We start from the raw sequence: 18885 nt of genomic DNA, 5'->3' as shown, positions 1-18885 counted from the left end.
AACAGAGGGCGGCCTTCTTAATCTTTTACTCCAGCTCCAAACTCATCCTTCAGCGCCGGAATGTGCGGCGAGGCGATTTTTTCGAAACCGAGGCGGCGCAGCAGCGCGGCGATGATCTTTTGCTGCTCGGGCGTGCAGGCGGCGATCTCGTCCGCATGAGCTTTCGCAAAGGCCCGGATGTCCGCTTCGTTGGGGGCGGTGACTGCAAGAAGGCGGATCAGGTCCGCTCCAAAAACCTTGGGCCGATGACTGGCGGTGAACGGTTTCAATTCAGGCCAATGGGAGAGGACCGGGATCCATGCCTCCAGCAGCGTGGGCTTTTCTTTTTCCTCCGGAAAAGATTGCGGATCAAAGGTGGCCGCGGGGTCCAGCACATGGGCGGCCTCCATGCGTGTCAGGAATCGCGCCGGCTGGTCGAGCAGGTGCTGCACGTCAGTGAGACGGACGAGGACGGCCTGCCTCCAGGAAGGATTCCCGACGACACCGCACTCAGTGGCGCGCCGCATGACGTCTGCAAACAGCTCGGGAACCGCGGCGGAATGCTGCAGCCAGAGGGCCACGAGTGTTTTATCGGCCGAAACCTGGACCTGTGCGCCGCGTGTTTTTGAGATCTCCTCCTGGACGAAGAGCTGCGCCATGTGATCTAAAAAAGCCGTCGCGCGGGGCAGGTCCGATTGCGCGAGCCTGTCCAGCAGGCGCTCAGCGTGGCGGATGGTTTCATGGATTTCGATGCTGAGCCCGCCGAGTTCTTTCATGGCCAGCCAGCGGGAGATTTCATCTTCAAAGTCTCTGGCATCGGCGTCGCGCAGGGATCGAAGCGCTTTGGACAGATCCGGACCGGTTTTCTTCGCCTCCCACAGAGAGGGCAGGAGTGTTTTAAACAGGGCGGTCAGGCTGGTGGCGGTGCCTGGATGGAGCCTGGGAAACTCACTCCCGTGTTTGAGCATAAATTTTTCAAGAGGGGATGAGCCGGGCCGGCTCTCCGGATCGAACTCAAACAACGCCAGCACCAGATCCGTTCCAAAGGTGGCAGGCTGCCTTTTCAAATGATCAATGATGGCCGCCTTGGTTTCGGGGTGGTTTTCAGCGCTGCCCACCAAGTGGAAAATCAGCGATGAGCAGAGCGGGCTGTCGATTGAAAAATCCCGAAAATGTTCCGTGTCCGCCACGAATGGAGTCGCGGTAAACCAGGACACTCCCCAGGACGGGTCCTTCACGACTTTGTCGAAGTCGAAGAGCATCCAGCCCGACCAGTTGTGCAGGTGGGGGATGCCCGCTTCGTCAGCCAGCCCCGCCACGGTGCTGTAAAGCTGGGGGATCTGGCCCAGAGACATGACCAGCTCATGAACGAGCCCGCCCCCGCTGCCGTGCGATGAAGCCTGGGCTGCCTCTGGGGCGGCACGAATGAGACCGGCCACGTGACGCACCACCTCGCATGCCTTGTCCGGAGCGACCCGGGCCACTTCGCGCAGCAGCGGCTCCAGACTCTGGACAAAATGAGGCTCCCGCCGGGAGAGTTCCATCAAAGATGGGATCGCCAGCAGCCGCCCGGCCTTCCGAATGAGCTCGGCGTTTTCAGCATCGACCAGCGGCGCGAGCGACCTCGTGAGTGCCTCGCCCAGGCATCCCGGATAGGGGTAGCCCTGCAGCTCCTCATGGAGAAGAGCGGAGAGCTCCCGCCGGCCCGCCTCTGACAGCGTCTTGATCTCAGACGCATGTCGTTCCAGCACAAAGAGCAGCGCGGCGCTGCGCAGGGCGGCGCCCCGTTCGTACTCATCGGGCGGGAGGGCGCCAACGGGAAAGGGCATGGGCCTGCCATTGAGGCGCAGCTGCGTATCGCGGCTCTTTAAAAGCAGCGCCTGAAGCAGGTCCATCCCCAGAGTCGGCTTGCATCGGCTGATGAGTTCCAGCGTGGCGTTGATCCGCGCTTCGTCCGAGTGTTCCCGAAACGAGCTCGCCGTCTGTCCAAGCCAGGTGGCTCGGGAGTTTTCATTCTCCAAATAGGGACGGAAGGAAGCGCCTTCGCCGAGGAAGCCCACGCAATGGGCGAAATGCAGCAGATCACCCGGTGTGACGATCTCCTTTTGGTCGGAGTAGTGTCGTATGACCGGACTCAGCCACTCGGAAGAATCAGCCAGGCCATCCTCGACCGCGAGGTCAAACAGGCCGAGGCAGTAGCGGCTTTGAAGGAGGCGCTGCAGCCACTTGGCATAGGCCTCAAGGGCCTTCTCTGAGGGGGGCGGCTGGTGATTCTTGTCACGGGAGCCCTGGTCCTTTAGGCACGCCAGCCACCGTGCCGCCGCCTCCCGCCGCGTGGCCTCGTTTTGACCGAGCCATCGATCCCGCAGCTTTCGCACATAGCCGTGCAGAAGATCAGAATGACGCCTGCTCAGGGCCTCCACATAGGCGGAGATGGCCGGTGGTATCTTGTAGCCGGCGGCGGCTGGTCTTTCGGGCAGAAAAAGTTCATCCAGCGAAACGTCGATTTTGCGTTTCACCCACAGGCGCAGAATTTCCTCGTGTGCGCTGTCCTCATGGTAAAGGTCGTTCACGGGCTGCTGCTGGAGCCACTGGGCGGCGGCGGCGGGAAATTCCTTCTCCGGCACCATCAGCAGCCTGGCGTAGCCTTTCAAAGAGGCGGCCCGCTGTGCTCCCTGCACACGGGTGATCAAAGGCATGGTCTCATCCAGCGCATGGGAGTCGCCGCGCCGCGCCGCATTCAGCGCGAGAAACAGGGCGGCGTCCGGCATGGGGATGCAGTCGGCGCTGCCGAACAACCTGAGCGCCCTTTGATCCCACGCCTGGCCGTCTCCGGGAAAACCGAAGGCTGAAAGCCTGCTTCTGACGCGCGGCGTGTCGAGACGTGTGAGGAGGTCGATGGCGGTGGCTTCCAGCGCTGCGAGCTGTTTTGGATCACCGTCTTGGATGATCAGCCCGGCGAAGGGGCCGAACGCCACCGCCGCGGCCTCAGGTCTCTGCAGCATGGCCCGGCACAGGTCGTCATGCGCCCGGCGTCGTTCCGCGCGCGCTTTGCCGCCGTCAGTATGCCACTCATGCTTCAGCGCGAAGGTCAGGTCGTCGCCTTCCCGCGGCTGGTACAGCGGGGGCGTGTTACGGCTGCCAGCCTGAATATTCACCAGCGCTTGCTCCATCAGATGAATGATGCTCGCGGAAAGCATCTGTCCAGAGTCCACCCCCTTCAGCCACGCGCACAGCAGGCCGGAGATGGAGGTGGCGGAGTTTTGGTGTTGGGAGCATTCCCGAAGAAGGCCGGGCAGCATGGTTTCCTGCAGCGGGGCAGGGAGGCTGCGCCAGTGCTCTGCCGCCTCCGCATAGTGACCATCAATGGTGAGCTGTATGGCGAGCCGGACCTGGGAGAAGTGGGCGCGCGGGTTCATGCCCACCACCACACGGTGCTCCGCCAGCGCCGCGGCTGGGTTCTTGGGGTCGTTTTCCAGCAGGACGGCATTTTCGAGATGGGAGCGCCACCCGGTGCCGGCCGAGCCGCGCAGAGTCTCCGTCACCTGGCCCCACAGGCCCAGTTCGGTGGCCTGGGCGATGATCTGCCGAACCCTGGGTGCTTGCGCTGTGGGATCTGATGAAGAGACCATCTGCCGGATGGCGGCACGGAGCTGCCGTACGATGTCATTCACCACGCGCTCTCCCTGGCCTTCCTTCACGAGCTGCGCCGGGGTTTTCGGCGCCTGCCGCCGCGGCTGGCCTGTGCTGCGCATCCTGGAGTATGGATTGGTCACCGCGGGAGGGCTGCTCGGAGGGGCGGCGCTCAGGCGGTTCTGTCCGGCCCGTGCCGCCTCCGCCTCCCTGTTCAGGCCGAGGCCGGCCATGAATCGCACGATCTGGTCCTGCTCTTCACGAATCTTCGTCTTTTGCAGACGGGCCTGGAGCAGCGTGGAGGCCTGCGCGAGCGCAGGGGCGGCCCTGGCCTTGTCGCTCTCCTCCTCAACAAGGAGCTGCGTGTGGTATAAAATAGCACTTTCTATGGAAAGGCGCTCCTGGGAGGCCGTGGTCAGTTTCAGCGCCCGAGAAAGGTGGGTCAGCGCCTCCGCGGTCTTGCGGTTCCACTGCGCCAGCCAGGCGGCGGTGACGCATTCGTCCGCGGTGGCGTCCGCCTTCTGCAAAATTGCGGCGCTTGTTTTTTCGAGGGCGGCCTTCTCACCGCAGATGATGCGGAGAATGATCCGCACCCGCTCATCATCCTCTGGGTCAATGTGGGGGCGCAGGCCGTCGCGGATCTCCTGCAGGCGCCGTTGGATTTCCTCGGTCGGCTCCTGGGAATCCTGCGTGGGGTCGCGCTCCGTGGTCATGCCGGGGATGAAGGCTAAATGGTTCAGGCCGGCCCCCAGTTCAGGCGGCATGGGGAGCGGCTGCGGCTGGAAATTGAATCCAGGGTTGAAGGGACGGCCGTAGGGCGCGAAGACGGTTCGTGGGGCGGGCAGCGGGTGCGGCGTTTGCAGTGTAGTCTTCACTGCGGCCACCACGGCATCCCAGTTGGCGGCCATCACCAGTGCGCTGGTCAAAATACCGCCATCCACGACCTCCGGACGTGCCTGGTACCATTTCAAGAGTCTGCCAGAAATCTGGTGGATGGCTTCGGGACCCAGGCGCGGCGCGGTGGTTTCATTGTTGGAGCCCGCAGGGTCCCGCAGCATGGAAAGGGTGGCGTAAAACGTCCCCACATCAGCCTGCGGCATGGTTTGAATGAGATCGAGAAAGCGCTTCTGCCACAGATGGGAGTTTTCACCCGCGACGGCCATGGCCCTCTGCGCGGCACGGCAGGCTAGATCGGGATAGCTCATCTGAAAAAGGTTCCAGGCGTTTTCATACAACGGCAGCATCTCCTCCGGATCACCCGGCTGCTCCTGAACAAGCCACATGGCGTGCAGCGTGAGGTTTCGCGGATGATTCGCCAGCATGCCGGGTGAGATGATGAACTGGGGCGAAGTTTCCGCCGCCTCCAGCAGCAGCGCGGCGTCATCGACTCCAGCCTGCGCCATCTGCTGCCCCAGCCATGCCCTCTCCTGGGCGTCCCAGCCGCTCACCATCTGCAAAAGATGAACCAGGGCGAACTCATGAGAAACGGTGACGTCAGACGCATGCTCGATGAATCCTGGGCCCACCCCCGCGCTGGCTGGCTGGCCGAAAAAGGTGGAGGAACTCCTGTGTGAACGGCTCCTGGAATTCTGGCGGTGCGCATAGGCAGGTTGTCTCATGCTGGGAAGCGCCAGCCACCTCTCCGCGTCTGGCGGGAGGTGGCGTTTGGTACGCTGGTCCTGCGTGCCGATGCTGCCGCCGGTGCTCACCACGCCCGGCAGCTCCTCGTCCATGCCGAGAATTCGGAGGAAGGCGCCGGCGGCTTCCTTTTCGCGTCCGGCCTCCTCCAGGGCCACTCCATGGAGATAGTGCAGACGGTAGTCGCCGGAGTGTTTTTCCAGCGCGGGCTCCAGAAAGGTGATGACGCGCTCCCATTCCCCCTCTTCCGCGATCGTGTCCGCCATCTGCTCCCGTGCTCGTGCGTCCATCTGGCTGCCACCTGCGAGTTCAAAGAGCATGCGGTAGCCGGCATCGGCGTTGCCTTCTTCAATTTGCAGACGCGCCATGTGCACCCGCGTGCGCGTCGTCTTGTCCAGCTTTGCGGCGGCTTCGAGGGAGCGCAGGGCTTCCGCGGTGAGTCCGGCGGCTTCTTCGCTGCGGGCGATCTCAAGCAGGAGCCCCAGGTCCTTAGGCCGCAGGCGTGAGGCTTCATAGAGGCAGCGCCGGTGTTCTTCATCGCTGCCCGTGGCGCGGTGGATCTCCGCCAGCGCCAGCCAGGGGTGCGCGGAGGCGCGATTTTGCTTCTGCCGCTGGGAAAAGTTTTGGATCAAATCCCGCAGTCCCCCATGACTTTGCGCCGCCCCGGCCAGCACTGGGAGAAGTCGCAGCCGCGACACCGGATCCGTCGTCTTTTCATAGAGGGACAGGTAGATGCGCTCCGCCTCCTCCGCCTGGCCGGCATCCAGACAGGCCTGGGCGCAGGCGGAGGCCACCTCCGCGGCGTCCGGAAATTTGCGCCGCGCCAGTTGGAGGACCTTGAGGGCGGCCTCCTCGTGAAAGCTGTCCTTGAGCACCCGCGCCTCTGTGAGCCATGGCGCCACGGCGCCCGGAGAAACAGCTTTCCATTCGGCGATGTACTTGCGCGCCTCCTCCGGCAGCAGGGCGCGGCGGCACAGCTCCACCATGCGCTGGAGCGTGCCGCTAGTGCGCCCGCCAGGAAGCGCAAGCACGCGCTGCAGAGTTTGCAGCGCTTGGGTCCAGTCCTGGCGGAACTGGTACAAGTGAGAGAGCCGCGTGAGGGCGACCAGCGAGTCCTCCGCAGGCGCGGAGCTGAGTACAGTCTCCGCCTCGGAATTTTTACCGGAAAGTTCCAGCACTGCGGCGAACAGGCACCGTTCCTGCAAAGTGAGAGAGGTCTGCTGCTGGAGCTCGTTGAGCAAAGGCGGGACAAGCTTCGTCTCGTCACAGCGCAGCAGCACGAGAAGGTTCTTCAAGGAGTTCTCAATGCCGTCCGCGTCCTGCATGAGCCGCAGGTGCGCACGTGCCAGGGGAAGTGCGCGCTCATGCTCCTCGTTGGCGATGAGCTGGTGCACCAGCAAGGCGAGGAAGCGCGGCTGTGTGGCGAAGTCCTTCTCACGCTCGTGCAGCACATCCAGCGCGTAGCGTGATTCGGTCCTCGCCTGCAACCCCTGCGCGATGCGCAGAAGATCCTCCAGCGCGGCCGTTTTCGCCAGCCGCCGCCAGATGCCGAGAGCCTCCTCACGCTGGCCCGTGCGGTGCAAATACTGGGCCCGCGCCTCCTGGGCGGCGATGCTTTGCGGGAAGCTGGTGGCGAGGCGGAGAAAGGCCGCGGCAGCCGGGGAGTCCGCTTTGGCAGGCAGTTCTTCCCAGCTCTCCAGCAAACGTGCGATGCGCAGCAGGTCAGCCTCATTCGCGCCGGCAGGCGCACCCATGGATTCCAGTGTGGCCAGCGCCGCCGCGTCCTCCCCAGCGCGATGCTGCAAGGCGGCAAGCCGGAATCGCAGATCCTTGTCCTCCGGATTTTGAGAGACGAGAAGCTTCGCCTGCTCCGCCGCTTCCTTGGGAAGATCCACCGATTCGAGCAAATCGAGAAAGCCATCCCGCAGATCCCGGCGGCCAGGGCTGGACTGCAGCAGGGCGCGCGCGCTTTGCAGCGCCTCATTCTTCTGGCCGGTGGCGGCCAGCAGCAGCGTGTGCTGCCAGGCCAGCGCAACCCTTTGCGGATGCGCCTTTGTGAGCATCGCCAGATGCTTCTGCAGACCGCTCACATCATCCTTCATGCGGAAGAGGCGGTCGATGCGCGCGAGAATGTCACCTTCGATCCAGGAGTCGGCGCCGGTGGCCTCAAAGGCGGCGTCGAGAGCGCTCAATGCCTCGTCACCGCGCCCCGCCAGCAGCAGAATGTCCGCCAGCCGGAGCTGCCGCATCGTCTTGGCGAGGGGATCGCGGCTGCGCAAAACAAGGGCGCGTGCGGCCTCCAGCGCCGTCTCAAGCTGCCCTTCATCCACGAGGAGGTCGATGATCTCCTCCTGCAAATCCTCGTCATCTGCATCGGCGGCGATGAGAGATTTCCAAACCTTGAGCGCCTCCTCACTCTTGCCAAGACGCAGCAGCGCCCGCCCGCGCAGCCGGCCGATCTCCACCTTCTGCGAGTCTTCAGCCCCGGCCTCCTCCGCATGGTCAAGCGACTCCAGCGCGGCCTTGAAATCCAGCGCGCGTGACTCGATGCGCGAGCACTCGATCCACGCGCTGGCATTTCCTGGACTGAGCTTGAGCGCCGCCTGGTAGGAGAGGAGCGCTTGGGGATCATCACCACGATGGGCATGCAAGACGGCCAGAATGAGATGATCCGTCGCGGAGGCATCTGCCCTGCCGGCCCGTACCAGCAGAAACTGCTCAAGCTCCCCCACCGTGCCTTCCTCCAGCCATGCGGCATAAAACCGCTCAAAGACGGTGCCTGGCTCAGGACGTTTGACCAGGATGTTCCAATAGCGCTGCGCGGGTGCCGGAACCACCTGAGGAGGTTGCTGTGCCGAAAGAGGGACGCAAAGCACCAGCAGGCAGAATGCGACACGAAAAAGCATGTCCCGCTTTTACCGGAACGGAGACGATCTTGGCAAGGACGGAGGGCGAATTCTTGGACGACCGGCGCCGCGGCGGCTTAGCGCGCAGCGTCAGCCTTTTCTCCATCCGGCCTGGAGGCCTGCGTCACAGGTTCCAGGGCTTGCCTGAGTTCTGGGTCACCGGCGGACAGCCGCATCAGACGCGGTTGCTCCGATTGCAGGAAGGAGCCGAGGGTCTTCCGCTCCTCCACCGGCATGGCGGCGATCTCCGTGGCGTAGTGTAAAATCACCAGTCGGTACGCCATCTCGCGCCGTGTCAGCAGGGCGCTCTCAGGCGGAGGGACCAGGGACACGGGCCTTCCTCCGAGATGGAAGGACTTAATCTCTTCATGCATGAACATCGCCTGCAGGAGGTCCGTGTCGAATCCCGCCGGCTGGTGGCTGCCCAGAAGAGCCACGATGCGTGCGTCCTCTTTTGTTTCGCGGAATCTGCGTGCCAGCCAGAGCGCATGGCCAGGTTCGTCCCACGACTCTGACAGCACGCGCTTTCCCTTCCCGCCCTGGAGATACCCGAAGTGGCGCAGCAGGATCATGAACTCGCCGGAGCTTTGCACAGACTCCTTTTCCTCGATGACGTTCTGCACCCGCTCCTTGGCGTCCAGAGCGCCGTCTTCAGCAGCAGCTTCAAAAGCAGCCTGGCTGCCCCGGTTTTGCATCAGGTAGTTCAGCCATTCCAGGAAGCTTCCGGCAGCGCGCTCCGTCTGGGTGTCTCGATGAGCTTTCCCGCTTGCCTCATGGGCCAGGTGGCGTTTCATGGCCTGCCGCCGCACTTCCGCATCCGGGCTGATCCAGGCCTCGCGGATGCGCAGCAGGAAGCGGCGCAGTTCCGCAGGGTCGCGTTTGAGCAGCGCATCCACATAGGGTGTGGGAGCCAGAATCAGCGGGTTGTTGTCCATCGCGTCCCGGGGGGCGATCGGCACCGCCTTGTAAGGCAGGAAAAGATCATCCAGCGGGGCGGCATTTGGGCGCGCCTCCCACATCCGCACCACTTCATGCACCATGCCGCCGTCACTGAATGCTTCCGAGGATGCATAGCTCACCGGCACCCAGCGGTTCACCCAGGCGCCTGCGGCGGTGGAAAAGTCGGCGTCATCTGCCAGAACGATGCCCGCATACTCGCGGCAGAAGTCGAGCATGGGCTGCCCGTCTGCTTTCAGGATGGCGGGATAGATGACGTTTTCCAGCAGGGCGGCATCTCCTCGCCGCACGGCGTTCCAGGTGGCAAAGAACGCGGCTGGTGGACTGGCGATTCTGAAGTCGCCTTCAAACAACCGGTTGCTCCCTGCGGGTGGCGGGCGCGGCGCCGCCTGGCGTTGTACGGGGGACACTGAGCCGCGCAGTGCCAGGATCTGCAGCGCCAGCTGCTCCATGCCGGGCAGGTCCCGCTGCTCAAAGATGGCCAGTCCCGCAAGTGGCGCGAAGCCCATCTCCGCGAGTTCCGGGAAGCGCATCATCGCGCGGCACAGCGCTTCATGGGCGATGCGCCGCTCGTTGCGCTGACGGCGCAGAGGTTGGGTGAGCTTGAGCGCGCCGCTCGCATCAAAGTTCCAGCGGTCGTTTCCATGCCCGGACCTGCCGGGGCCAAAAACTTCATCCACCGACGGCCAGCTTTTGCCTTCTTCAATCTCTTGCAAAACGAAAGCCATCCGGTCCTTGGTCTGGTAGGGCAGCGGCCGCGCGGGATCCTGGCCTTTCAACCACGTCGTGATAAAGCGCGTCATCTCCGTCACCTGTGTGGCGTCCTGCGTATTGCGGGCCTTGTCGATGAGGGGAAAAAGCAGGGCAGGCTGCAGCGGCTCGGGCAGCGCCTTCCAGTGCCTGAGCGCCGTGGCGCCATCTTCCAGTGCCAGCGCCAGGACGAGGTGGCGGCGGGCATTTTGCGCCTGTGGATTGGCGGCGAGGACGGCCTCATATTCCTGAATGGCATGGGAGCGCAGTTCCTCCAGGGAAAGGGTGCGGGAGCCGTCGTTGTTCTGAAGTACCTTGCCGTGGGCATGTTGCATCTCCAGCACGGCGGCGTAGTCCACGCGCCTCTCCCAGTTGGTACGGGCATCCGTCTGCAGCCGGATGAGAAAGGACTCGCGGAGATTATGCATGCCCAGCTTGATGAGCATGGTGGCCATTTCTGCCTTCTCGTCACCGCCGGAGCCAGTCGCCAGCCAGCGGGCGGCCAGCCAGCGCGCCCGCCGGCAGGCCTCGGTAAGGGCGAGCGCGTCCTGGTCTCCGAGCAAGAAGCGGTCAAGGAGGTCCTGGGTGCCGCCATGTCGCCCCGTGGAAAGCAGGCTGGAGTAGGGATTCCGGTGGTTGGGTGCGGGACTGCGCAGCAGTGCCATCGCGGGCGTCTCCGGAATGGACGGCAGCAGCCGTTCCGCCTCTTCGTGAAGACCAAGTCCTTGCAGAAAAGTCACCAGCTCCGTTTTCTCCACAGCCGTGCGGGCCTCTTTGAGAAGGCGGTCGAGAACCCTCCGCAGGGTATGGGGTGGCAGTTCCAGGCTGCCCTCGGGTTGCTGCAGTTTCATCGCCAGGGAGAGGCAGGCGGAGTCCAGGTGCTCCAGAAGCCGGGCATCTCTGGTGAGCCCGGCCGCGCGGTTAAACATCCCGAGAGCCTTCTGATCTTCTTCGAAAAACTGGTGAAGCCAGCCGGTGAACAAAACCTCCTGGAGGCTGGCCTTGGATCTCTGCGCACCAGCCTCCTGCTCTGCCAGCAGAGCCCGTGCATCACCCGCAAGAAGCCGCAGGAACAACCGCAGCCGCGCGTCATGCACGTCTGCCGAACGACGCCGCACAGCGTCTTGAAATTCTTGAACCTTCCGCCTGTCCTTTCCAGCGGCGATCATGTGAAACAGCGGTGCCAGAAGACTGGTGGACTCCGCCGCTGCCGCGTCCGCCTCCTCATCCAGGGTCTCCAGCATGGGGACGAGAACTTCGACCATGTCTGCTGGCATGCCTGTGTCCGCCGCGATGAGAGGCAGGGGGCGTGCGTTCCAGCGGCTGTAGGGCTGACCCGCCATGCCGGCGGGGGAGGGCAGGGGCACTGGTGTGCCAGCCCCGGCGGAGAGTTCGAACATGCGTTCAAAGCCATCGATGGCGGCCTCCCAGCGCTCGTGGGCAATGAAGACAGGAATGATGTCGCGCACGTCCTTCAGGCCGGCGTCTTTCCGCATCCACCGGTGCAGGAGGGCGATGCATTCCTGGGTCTCTTCCGGGGTGAGGTAGGCGGCCGGCTCCTTCGGCGGGGAGCTCAGCTCTGGAAACTGGGACAACAGCAGATGTGCCAGCGATTCCCACTCACGGTGGTCAAAACGCGTCAGCGAGGAGGCCAGGTGGATCAGGCGTGTGATCCAAAGCTCGCCATTTTCCACAGCCTCCTTTTGCAGCACCTCGTTTGCAGCAAAGAGGGAGAGGTCAGGGTGCTGATTTTTGAAGAGTTCAAAACAGCGGTCGAGTTCGCCGGGGTGCCATTCATCTCCATGGCCCAGCAGCCAGGCCGCGTGCAGCGCGGCATGCTCCGGGTGTGCGGCCAGCAGCTCGGGCGTGATGCCAAATCCGGCGGGAGAAAGCTCCGCCTCCAGAAGCAAAGGCGCGTCCGCGATCCCGGTGCGCCTGAGCTGCGTCACAATCCGCTGCTGCTCATCGGGCGGAAGATGGCTCGTGATTCGCAGAGCATGCGCCAGGGCAAACGCGGGTGACTGCAGCACATTCACAGGCAGCGCGATCAAGGAGGCCTGTGCCGAAACGTTCTGGCGCCACGCGTAGCGCAGTTCTCTGCCCTGCTGCTGGTAGGCATATGCCGTGGTGGCCGAATCGGCAAACCGCATCCAGTCTTCAGTTCCGGCCGGCAGTGACCTCATGTCTCCTGATGGGACAGCGGGCGGTGTTCCGGGAATCTCTTCGTGCATGTCCATCACATGCAGAAAGGTCGCCAGCGCCGCATTCTCCTGCCCGCTTTCCTCCTGGGCCACGCCGCACAGGTAATGAAGCCGGTAGTGGCGCGGATGTTTTTCAAGAAGGGGCTGCAGCAGGGCAGGAATGTTTTTCCAGTCTCCGCGGAGCGCCATGGCATCGGCGATCTGCTCCACCGCTTCCGGGCTCATCTGGCCGCCGCCCGCGAGGTCAAACAGCAGGCGGTAGCCCGCATCAGGATCACCGTTTTCGATCTGCAGTTTCGCGAGGCGCTCTCTGACCTTGGTGCTTTTGTCCAGCCTCGCCGCGGCCTCCAGCGTGCGGATCGCCTCCGGGTACAGCCCTTCCGTTTCTTCATGGCGCGCTATCTCCAGCAGCAGCTCCAGATCCTGAGGCCGCAGGCGTGAGGCTTCATAGAGGCAGCGCAGCCGCGCTTCCCGGTTCTGTGTGGCGCGGTGGATCTCCGCCAGCGCCAGCCATGGAAAGGCGGAGGCGCGGTTTTGCTGCTGCCGGCGCTGAAAGTTTTCCACCAGACGCGGCAGCGCCTGGTGCTGCTGCGCCGCCTGCGCCAGGGGCGGCAGAAGCCGCAGGCGCGCTGCGGTGTCCGTGGTCTTCTCGTAGAGCGCCAGATAGATGCGCTCGGCCTCCTCGGCATCTCCCGCCCCCAGGCAGGCGGTGGCATAGGCGTGGGCGGTCTCCGCGGCATCTGGAAACTTCCGCACGGCCTGCCGCAGCACCTTGAGCGCATCCGGGGCCCGCTGCAGTTCTCCCAGCACGCGCGCCTCCACCAGCCAGGGCTCGATGGCGGAAGGAGTGAGTTTTTTCCATTCGGGAATCTGCTCCAGCGCTTTCGCAGGCTGCCCGGCGCGCCGCAGCACATCCACCAGAAGCTGCAGCCGCGCGGCCGTGCGCGCGTTCGGAAGGGCAAGCACCTTCTTCAGTGTCTGCGCGGCGCCGGCCCAGTCTCGGTTGCTTTGCTGAAGCTTCGTGAGCTGCATCAAAGCGGTGGGCGCATCCGCGGCAGGCGCCGCCATAAGAGTCTGCGCGGCCGCTGGGGCATCACCGCTTTCATTGAGAAGCATGGCCAGCAGGCAGCGGTTCTGGATCGTAAGAGCGGCCTCCTGCCGCAGCTCTTTCATCAGCGCCGGCGCGCGCGCGCTGTGCGTCGTTTGAAGCAGCGTTCGCAGCGGCGTCATCGCGTCTTCGATTCCGTCGGCCTCACGCATCAGCCGCAGCCGGGCCAGCGCCCAGGGCAGGGCGCGCTCGAATTCCTCATTGGCGAGGGCGCTCTGCACCAGCAGTGCCAGAAAGCGCGGCTGCTGGGAGAGCTCCGCCTCGCGTGCGGTGAGGATGTCCAGCGCGGCGCGCGGCTCCTGGCGTGCCTGCAGCGCCTGGGCCATGCGCAGCAGGCCCTCCGGCGCTGCGTTTTTCGCCAGGCTTTTCCACAGCGCCAGCGCCTCCTCCCGCCGCCCGCTGCGGTGCAGATAATGAGCGCAGGCCTCCTGCGCGGACAGGCTTTCTGGAAAGGCGCTGCGCAGGCGTGCATAGGCTTTGAACGCGGGCGGCTCGCCTTTGGCGGGACTCGTCTCCCAGCTCTCCTGCAAGCGGGCGGCTCTCAGCAGCGCCGCTTCATCCACCCCCGCCGCAGTGACATAGGATTCGAGCGTGGCGGAGGCGGCGGCAGGGTCCTTCGCGCGCTGCTGCAGCCCCGCCAGCCGGATGAGCAGCTCTTTGTCCGCGGGATTCTGCCGCGAGAGGGCTTGTGCCTGCGCCACGGCTTCCTGCGGCTGATTGAGCGAATCGAGCAGGTCTAAAAACTGATCCTGCAGATCGCGCCTTCCCGGGTTCGCCTTCAGCAGAGTTCGTGCGGCGCTCAGCGCTTCCCCCGCATGGCCGGTGGTCGCCAGCAGCAGCGTGTGCTGCCAGCCCAGAGTGACACGCTGCGGGTTGGAATGCGCCAGCTCCGCGAGGTGTTTCTCCAGCCCCTCAATGTCGTCCGTCATGCGGAAGACACGATCAATCCGGCTCAAGACATCCGCCTCGATCCACGTCTCCGCACCCGTGGCCGCAAAAGCGGTGTCCAGCACGCTCAGAGATTCATCGCTGCGGTCCGCCATCAGCAAAATATCCGCCAGCCGAAGCTGGCGCAGCGTGCGCGCCAGGGGATCGCGCGTGCGTTTCACCAGCGCCCGGGCGGCTTCAATGGCGGCCTCGTACTGCGCCTCATCGGCAAACCAGTCGATGATTTCCTCGATCAGGTCTTGATGGTCCCCGTTCTTCCTGACCATCTCATGCCACAGGGCCAGGGCCTCGTCGTTGCGCTCCAGGCGCAGCAGCACGCGGCCTTTGAGCCGGGCCAGATCAAGCGCGAGTGCTTCCGTTGGCCCGGCCGCTTCCGCTTTCTCCAGCGAGGCAAGCGCCGACGTGAAATCCAGCAGCCGCATCTCGATGCGCGCGCATTCAAGCCACGCGCTGGCATTCCTGGCGTCAAGCTGCAGCGCTGCATGGTAGGACGTGAGCGCTTCGTGGTCATCACCGCGATGGCTGTGCAGCAGGGCGAGGATGAGATGATCGGCCGCCGCGGCCCCGGGCCGCGCTGCCTGCGCGGAAAGATGTTCCAGCAGGCTCGCGGCGCTGCCCTCTTCCATCCACGCGGCGTAAAAGCGCTCAAAGATCGTGCCCGGTTCCGGACGCTTGCGCAGCACCTCCAGATACTTTTGCACGGAGGGCGGGATCGCAGGCTCGGCCAGGCTGCTGAGGGGCAGCAGCAGAAATAAAAAGGCGGCGCTCCTCTGCATGACTGGCTTTTAACGGAACCGCGGTGCGGTTGACAAGGAAGAAGGTTGCTCCGCGCTCTGAATCTTGATTAGCTGCGGGAAATGCAGAACTCCTCATTCACCGAAGCAGCGTCGCGCCTCTGCGCGGCGTGCGGGATGTGCTGTGACGGCACGATGTTTCAGATCGTGCGCATGCAGCCGGGGGAGGTGCCCGCGGAGCTGGGAAGGCTGGGGCTCAAGATTCGCTGCCGCGATGGCGAGTACCACATGGAGCAGCCCTGCTCCGCGCTGGTGGAAAAGCGCTGCACCGTTTATGACAGGCGGCCCGTGCGCTGCCGCCTCTTCAACTGCCAGCAACTGCACCGTCTGGAAAATGGCGAAACCACCGCGCCGGACGCGATGACCATGATCGTGGAAACGCGCGCGATGGTGGAGCAGGTGAAGCATTTGATCGGGCAATGCGGCCTGCGTGAAGACGGCCAGGCGCTGGTGGAAAGATACGAGCGTGTGATGTCCACGCCGGTGAATGCCGCACTCGAGCCGGAGCTTCTCAGCGTGCGCGAAGAACTCGATGAAACGATGCGGAAATTGAAGCTGCGATTGAACCGCGAATTCCGCCTGCCACCGAATTCTCATTGACGGAATCGTTCGGCGTGCGAATCTACTTTGATTAGATAGGTAAGAATAAGATGGAAAAGAAACTACTGAGTTTGCTCGGCAGTGAGGATTACATACCCTCCAATGTGCCGGAGCTGCTCTCCCAAATGGGCATGAAGCCCAATCAACAGCAGGTGCTGCAAAGCCTGCTCAAAAGCCTGGAGAAACAGGGTAAAATCGTACGCACGAAGGGCAATCGCTACATTGTGGCGAAAGAGGCCGATCTCGTCCCCGGTGTGATTCAGATCACGCGCGGAGGCCGTGGCTTTGTCCAGCCGGACGAGGCCGGCATCGGCGAAATCTCCATTCCCGACAGCAAAACTGAAACCGCCATGCATGGAGACCGCGTGCTCGTGCGTCTCGATGTAAAACCGGGGCAGCAGGAAAAAAGCGGGGCGGTGGTACGAGTCTTGGAGCGCAGGCGCACACAGTTTGTGGGCACCTTGCAGAGCTCCAAAAACTTCCTGCACGTCACGCCGGATGATCCGCGCATGCCCGGCGCCATCTATGTTTCCGAACCGCGCGATGTGGGCCGCAAGGCAAACGTGGGAGACAAGGTCGTGGTGGAAATCACCCACTGGGATTCCAAAAAGACCGCGCCTGAAGGCGAAGTGATTGAGGTGCTCGGCCCGCCGGATGAGGAGGGCGTGGACATGCTCTCCGTGCTGCGCCACTACGATCTGCCGCTGCACTTTCCCAAGCACGTGCTGCATGAGGCGCATGCGATCGCGAAGTCCCGTCCGGACAACCAGCCCAGCGCGCAGGAGTGCGCCAGTCGCGTGGACTGCCGCCCGCACAACGTCATCACCATCGACCCCGATGATGCAAAGGACTTTGACGACGCCATCTGCATTCAGCGGCAGGGCGACCAGTGGAAGCTCTGGGTGCACATCGCCGATGTGTCACACTACGTGCGACCCGGCAGCCCGCTGGACATCGAGGCGAAAAAGCGCGGCAACTCGACCTACCTCGTGGACCGCGTGATCCCCATGCTGCCTGAGGCCCTGAGCAATGAGCTGTGCTCGCTCAAGCCAAACGTGGACCGCTTGACCAAATGTGTGGAGTTCCTGCTCTCCAAAGACGGTCACGTCGTCAGCGCCAAATTCTACGCCGCCGTCATCCGCTCCAGGCGCCGCTTCACCTACAAGGAGGCCTTTGGCGTCATCCAGGTGCCCCCCACCAACGACACGGAGCAGATGCTGCACGATGCGCACGTGATGGCGCAGAAGATCCGTCAGCACCGCTTCAAGAACGGCTCGCTCGACATGGACTTCCCCGAGAACAAGATCCGCCTCGACGAGCACGGCAAGGTCCTGCGCATCGAGCGCATCGAGAACGATGAATCGCATCAGCTCATCGAGGAATACATGCTCCTGGCCAACGAGGCCGTCGCCGGACGTCTCATGGGCCTGAACCGCCCCTCGGTGTATCGCGTGCACGAGTCGCCGAAGGAAAAGAAGCTCAGCGATTACCGCGAAGAAGTGCTCAGCCATCGGATACCCTGTGGAAATCTCACGCACCGCTCCGAGGTGCAGAAGCTGCTCCACAAGCTCTCCACGGTGCCCATCGGCCCCGCTCTGAAAATCGGCTTCCTCCGCTCGATGATGCGCGCGCGCTACGCGGTGGAGCCGCTCGGCCATTACGGCCTCGCGAAGCCGAAGTACACCCACTTCACCTCGCCGATCCGCCGCTATGCGGACCTCGTGGTGCATCGCTCCCTCTTTGACAAAGTGGAGCTGCAGTCGGGTCTCGCCAAGCAGATCGCGGAGCACATCAGCACGACGGAAAAAAACTCCGCCGATGCCGAGCGCGACAGCAAGGAGGTGAAGCTCTACGCCTACCTCAAGGCGCAGATCGTTTCCAAGAAACCGCAGCCCTATGCCGCTCTCGTCACCGACGTGCGAAACTTCGGCTTCTTTGTGGATGTGCCGGATCTCGGCCTCAGCGGCGTGGTGCCGCTCTCCGCCATTCGGGATGACTTCTACGTCTTCGATCCCGCCACCCGCCAGATCACCGGCCGCCACACCCGCCGCGTCATCCGTCTCGGCGACAATGTGGTGGTGCAGATCTACAAGCTCGACACCGCCAAAAAGCAGGTGGATTTCCAGCTCGTGGTGCCCAAGGACGAAGCCCCGCACTCACGCAGACGCGAGCCCGAGCGCGGACGCGACCGAGGAGAGCGCCGCGAGCGCGACCGCAGCGAAATCAAAAGCGCCCCACCACGCAAGCCCGGCCATGGCCACAAGCGTGCGCAGCAGAACAAAAAGCGCAGACGCTGATCACCCCAGCCCCACCGCATCACGCACACGGCTCAGCGTCTTCCGCGCGACCGCGCGCGCCTTTTCCGCGCCTTCCGCCAGCACCTTGTCCACATACCCTTTGTCGGCCACGATCTCATCGCGCCGCTTGCGGAAGGGGGCGAAGTAATCCGTGAGGGCCTGGAGCAGGCGCTTTTTGAAGTCGCCATAGCCGATGCCGCCCTTCAAATGGTCGGCCACCATGGCGTCGTAGTCCGCTTGTGAAGCCACCAGTTTGTACAGCGCCAGGATGCTGCTCCCTTCGATCGGCTTCGGCGCCTCCACCGGTGTGGAATCCGTCTGGATGCCCATGATCTTCTTCTTCAGCGGTCCGGGTTCCTCGAAAAGCGGGATCGTGTTGTTATAGCTCTTGCTCATCTTCTTGCCGTCGAGACCTGGAACGACCGCGGTCGTCTCCTGAATGCGCGGCTCCGGCAGCTTGAAGAGTCCTTCGCCAAAAGTTTCATTCATCTTGATGGCGATGTCGCGCGTGACTTCCACATGCTGCTTCTGATCTCTGCCCACCGGCACGACATCACTGTTGTAAATCAGGATGTCCGCCGCCATGAGCACGGGGTAGGCGAAAAGACCGTGCGATGGATTGATGCCGTTCGCGATTTTGTCCTTGTAGCTATGGCAGCGCTCCAGCAGGCCCATGGGCGTAACAGTGCTCAGGATCCAGGAAAGCTCGCAGTGCTCAGGCACATCGCTCTGGCGGAAAAAGACGCACTTGTCCGGATCCAGCCCGCAGGCCAGGAAATCCACGGCCAGTTCGCGCACATAGCTGCGGAGGGCCTTGCCATCGTGCACGGACGTCAGCGAATGGTAGTCGGCGATGAAGTAGTAGGCGTCGCCCTCGTGCTGCAGCTTGAGCGCCGGCTCCATCATGCCAAAGAAATTGCCGATGTGGAGTCTGCCGCTGGGTTGAAGGCCGGAAAGGATGCGCATGGTGGAGGTGCTTGAAGTGGAGGCGGAGTTTGAATGACGAATGCGGAATGTCGAATAGGGAATCTCTCAAACGCGGCCCAATGTGTCCACGCGGAGAACCGCGCCTTT

General features: G+C 63.5%; 5 protein-coding genes. 2 read left to right on the top strand and 3 right to left on the bottom strand.

What is annotated here, in order from left to right; all coding sequences use genetic code 11:
• Nucleotides 1–17: 17 nt before the first annotated feature.
• Both ACILSQ_RS18010 and ACILSQ_RS18005 read right to left on the bottom strand, forming a co-directional pair.
• Entirely contained in the window at nucleotides 18–8156 is an 8139-nt protein-coding gene (locus ACILSQ_RS18010) for a tetratricopeptide repeat protein (protein ID WP_395745039.1), read from the bottom strand.
• A gap of 77 nt (nucleotides 8157–8233) precedes the next feature.
• The gene (locus tag ACILSQ_RS18005) at nucleotides 8234–14896 is read right to left on the bottom strand and encodes a hypothetical protein (protein ID WP_395745038.1); all 6663 of its coding nucleotides are present in this window, start codon (nucleotides 14894–14896) and stop codon (nucleotides 8234–8236) included.
• 81 nt (nucleotides 14897–14977) lie between these two features.
• Here ACILSQ_RS18005 and ACILSQ_RS18000 point away from each other — a divergent pair, with 81 nt between their 5' ends.
• Together ACILSQ_RS18000 and rnr are read left to right on the top strand one after the other, a co-directional pair.
• Nucleotides 14978–15514 (top strand): YkgJ family cysteine cluster protein, encoded by a 537-nt coding sequence (locus tag ACILSQ_RS18000; protein WP_395745037.1) that lies wholly within the window; start codon nucleotides 14978–14980, stop codon nucleotides 15512–15514.
• Nucleotides 15515–15564: 50 nt separating this feature from the next.
• Nucleotides 15565–17811 (top strand): ribonuclease R, encoded by a 2247-nt coding sequence (gene rnr, locus ACILSQ_RS17995; RefSeq protein WP_395745036.1) that lies wholly within the window; start codon nucleotides 15565–15567, stop codon nucleotides 17809–17811.
• Here the strand turns inward: rnr and trpS are convergent, their stop codons facing one another.
• Nucleotides 17812–18777, bottom strand: coding sequence for a tryptophan--tRNA ligase (gene trpS, locus ACILSQ_RS17990; RefSeq protein WP_395745035.1), 966 nt, complete (start codon nucleotides 18775–18777; stop codon nucleotides 17812–17814).
• Nucleotides 18778–18885: the final 108 nt, after the last annotated feature.

Source organism: Prosthecobacter sp. (genome assembly GCF_044227185.1).
GTDB lineage: Bacteria > Verrucomicrobiota > Verrucomicrobiia > Verrucomicrobiales > Verrucomicrobiaceae > Prosthecobacter.
This window is presented reverse-complemented; position numbering and strand designations above follow the sequence as displayed.

What these genes read in the sequence shown, in the direction of transcription:
- rnr (WP_395745036.1), top strand. Translation starts at nt 15,565, where the DNA reads ATGGAAAAGAAACTACTGAGTTTGCTCGGCAGTGAGGATTACATACCC.
- ACILSQ_RS18005 (WP_395745038.1), bottom strand. Translation starts at nt 14,896, where the DNA reads ATGCAGAGGAGCGCCGCCTTTTTATTTCTGCTGCTGCCCCTCAGCAGC.
- ACILSQ_RS18010 (WP_395745039.1), bottom strand. Translation starts at nt 8,156, where the DNA reads ATGCTTTTTCGTGTCGCATTCTGCCTGCTGGTGCTTTGCGTCCCTCTT.
- ACILSQ_RS18000 (WP_395745037.1), top strand. Translation starts at nt 14,978, where the DNA reads ATGCAGAACTCCTCATTCACCGAAGCAGCGTCGCGCCTCTGCGCGGCG.
- trpS (WP_395745035.1), bottom strand. Translation starts at nt 18,777, where the DNA reads ATGCGCATCCTTTCCGGCCTTCAACCCAGCGGCAGACTCCACATCGGC.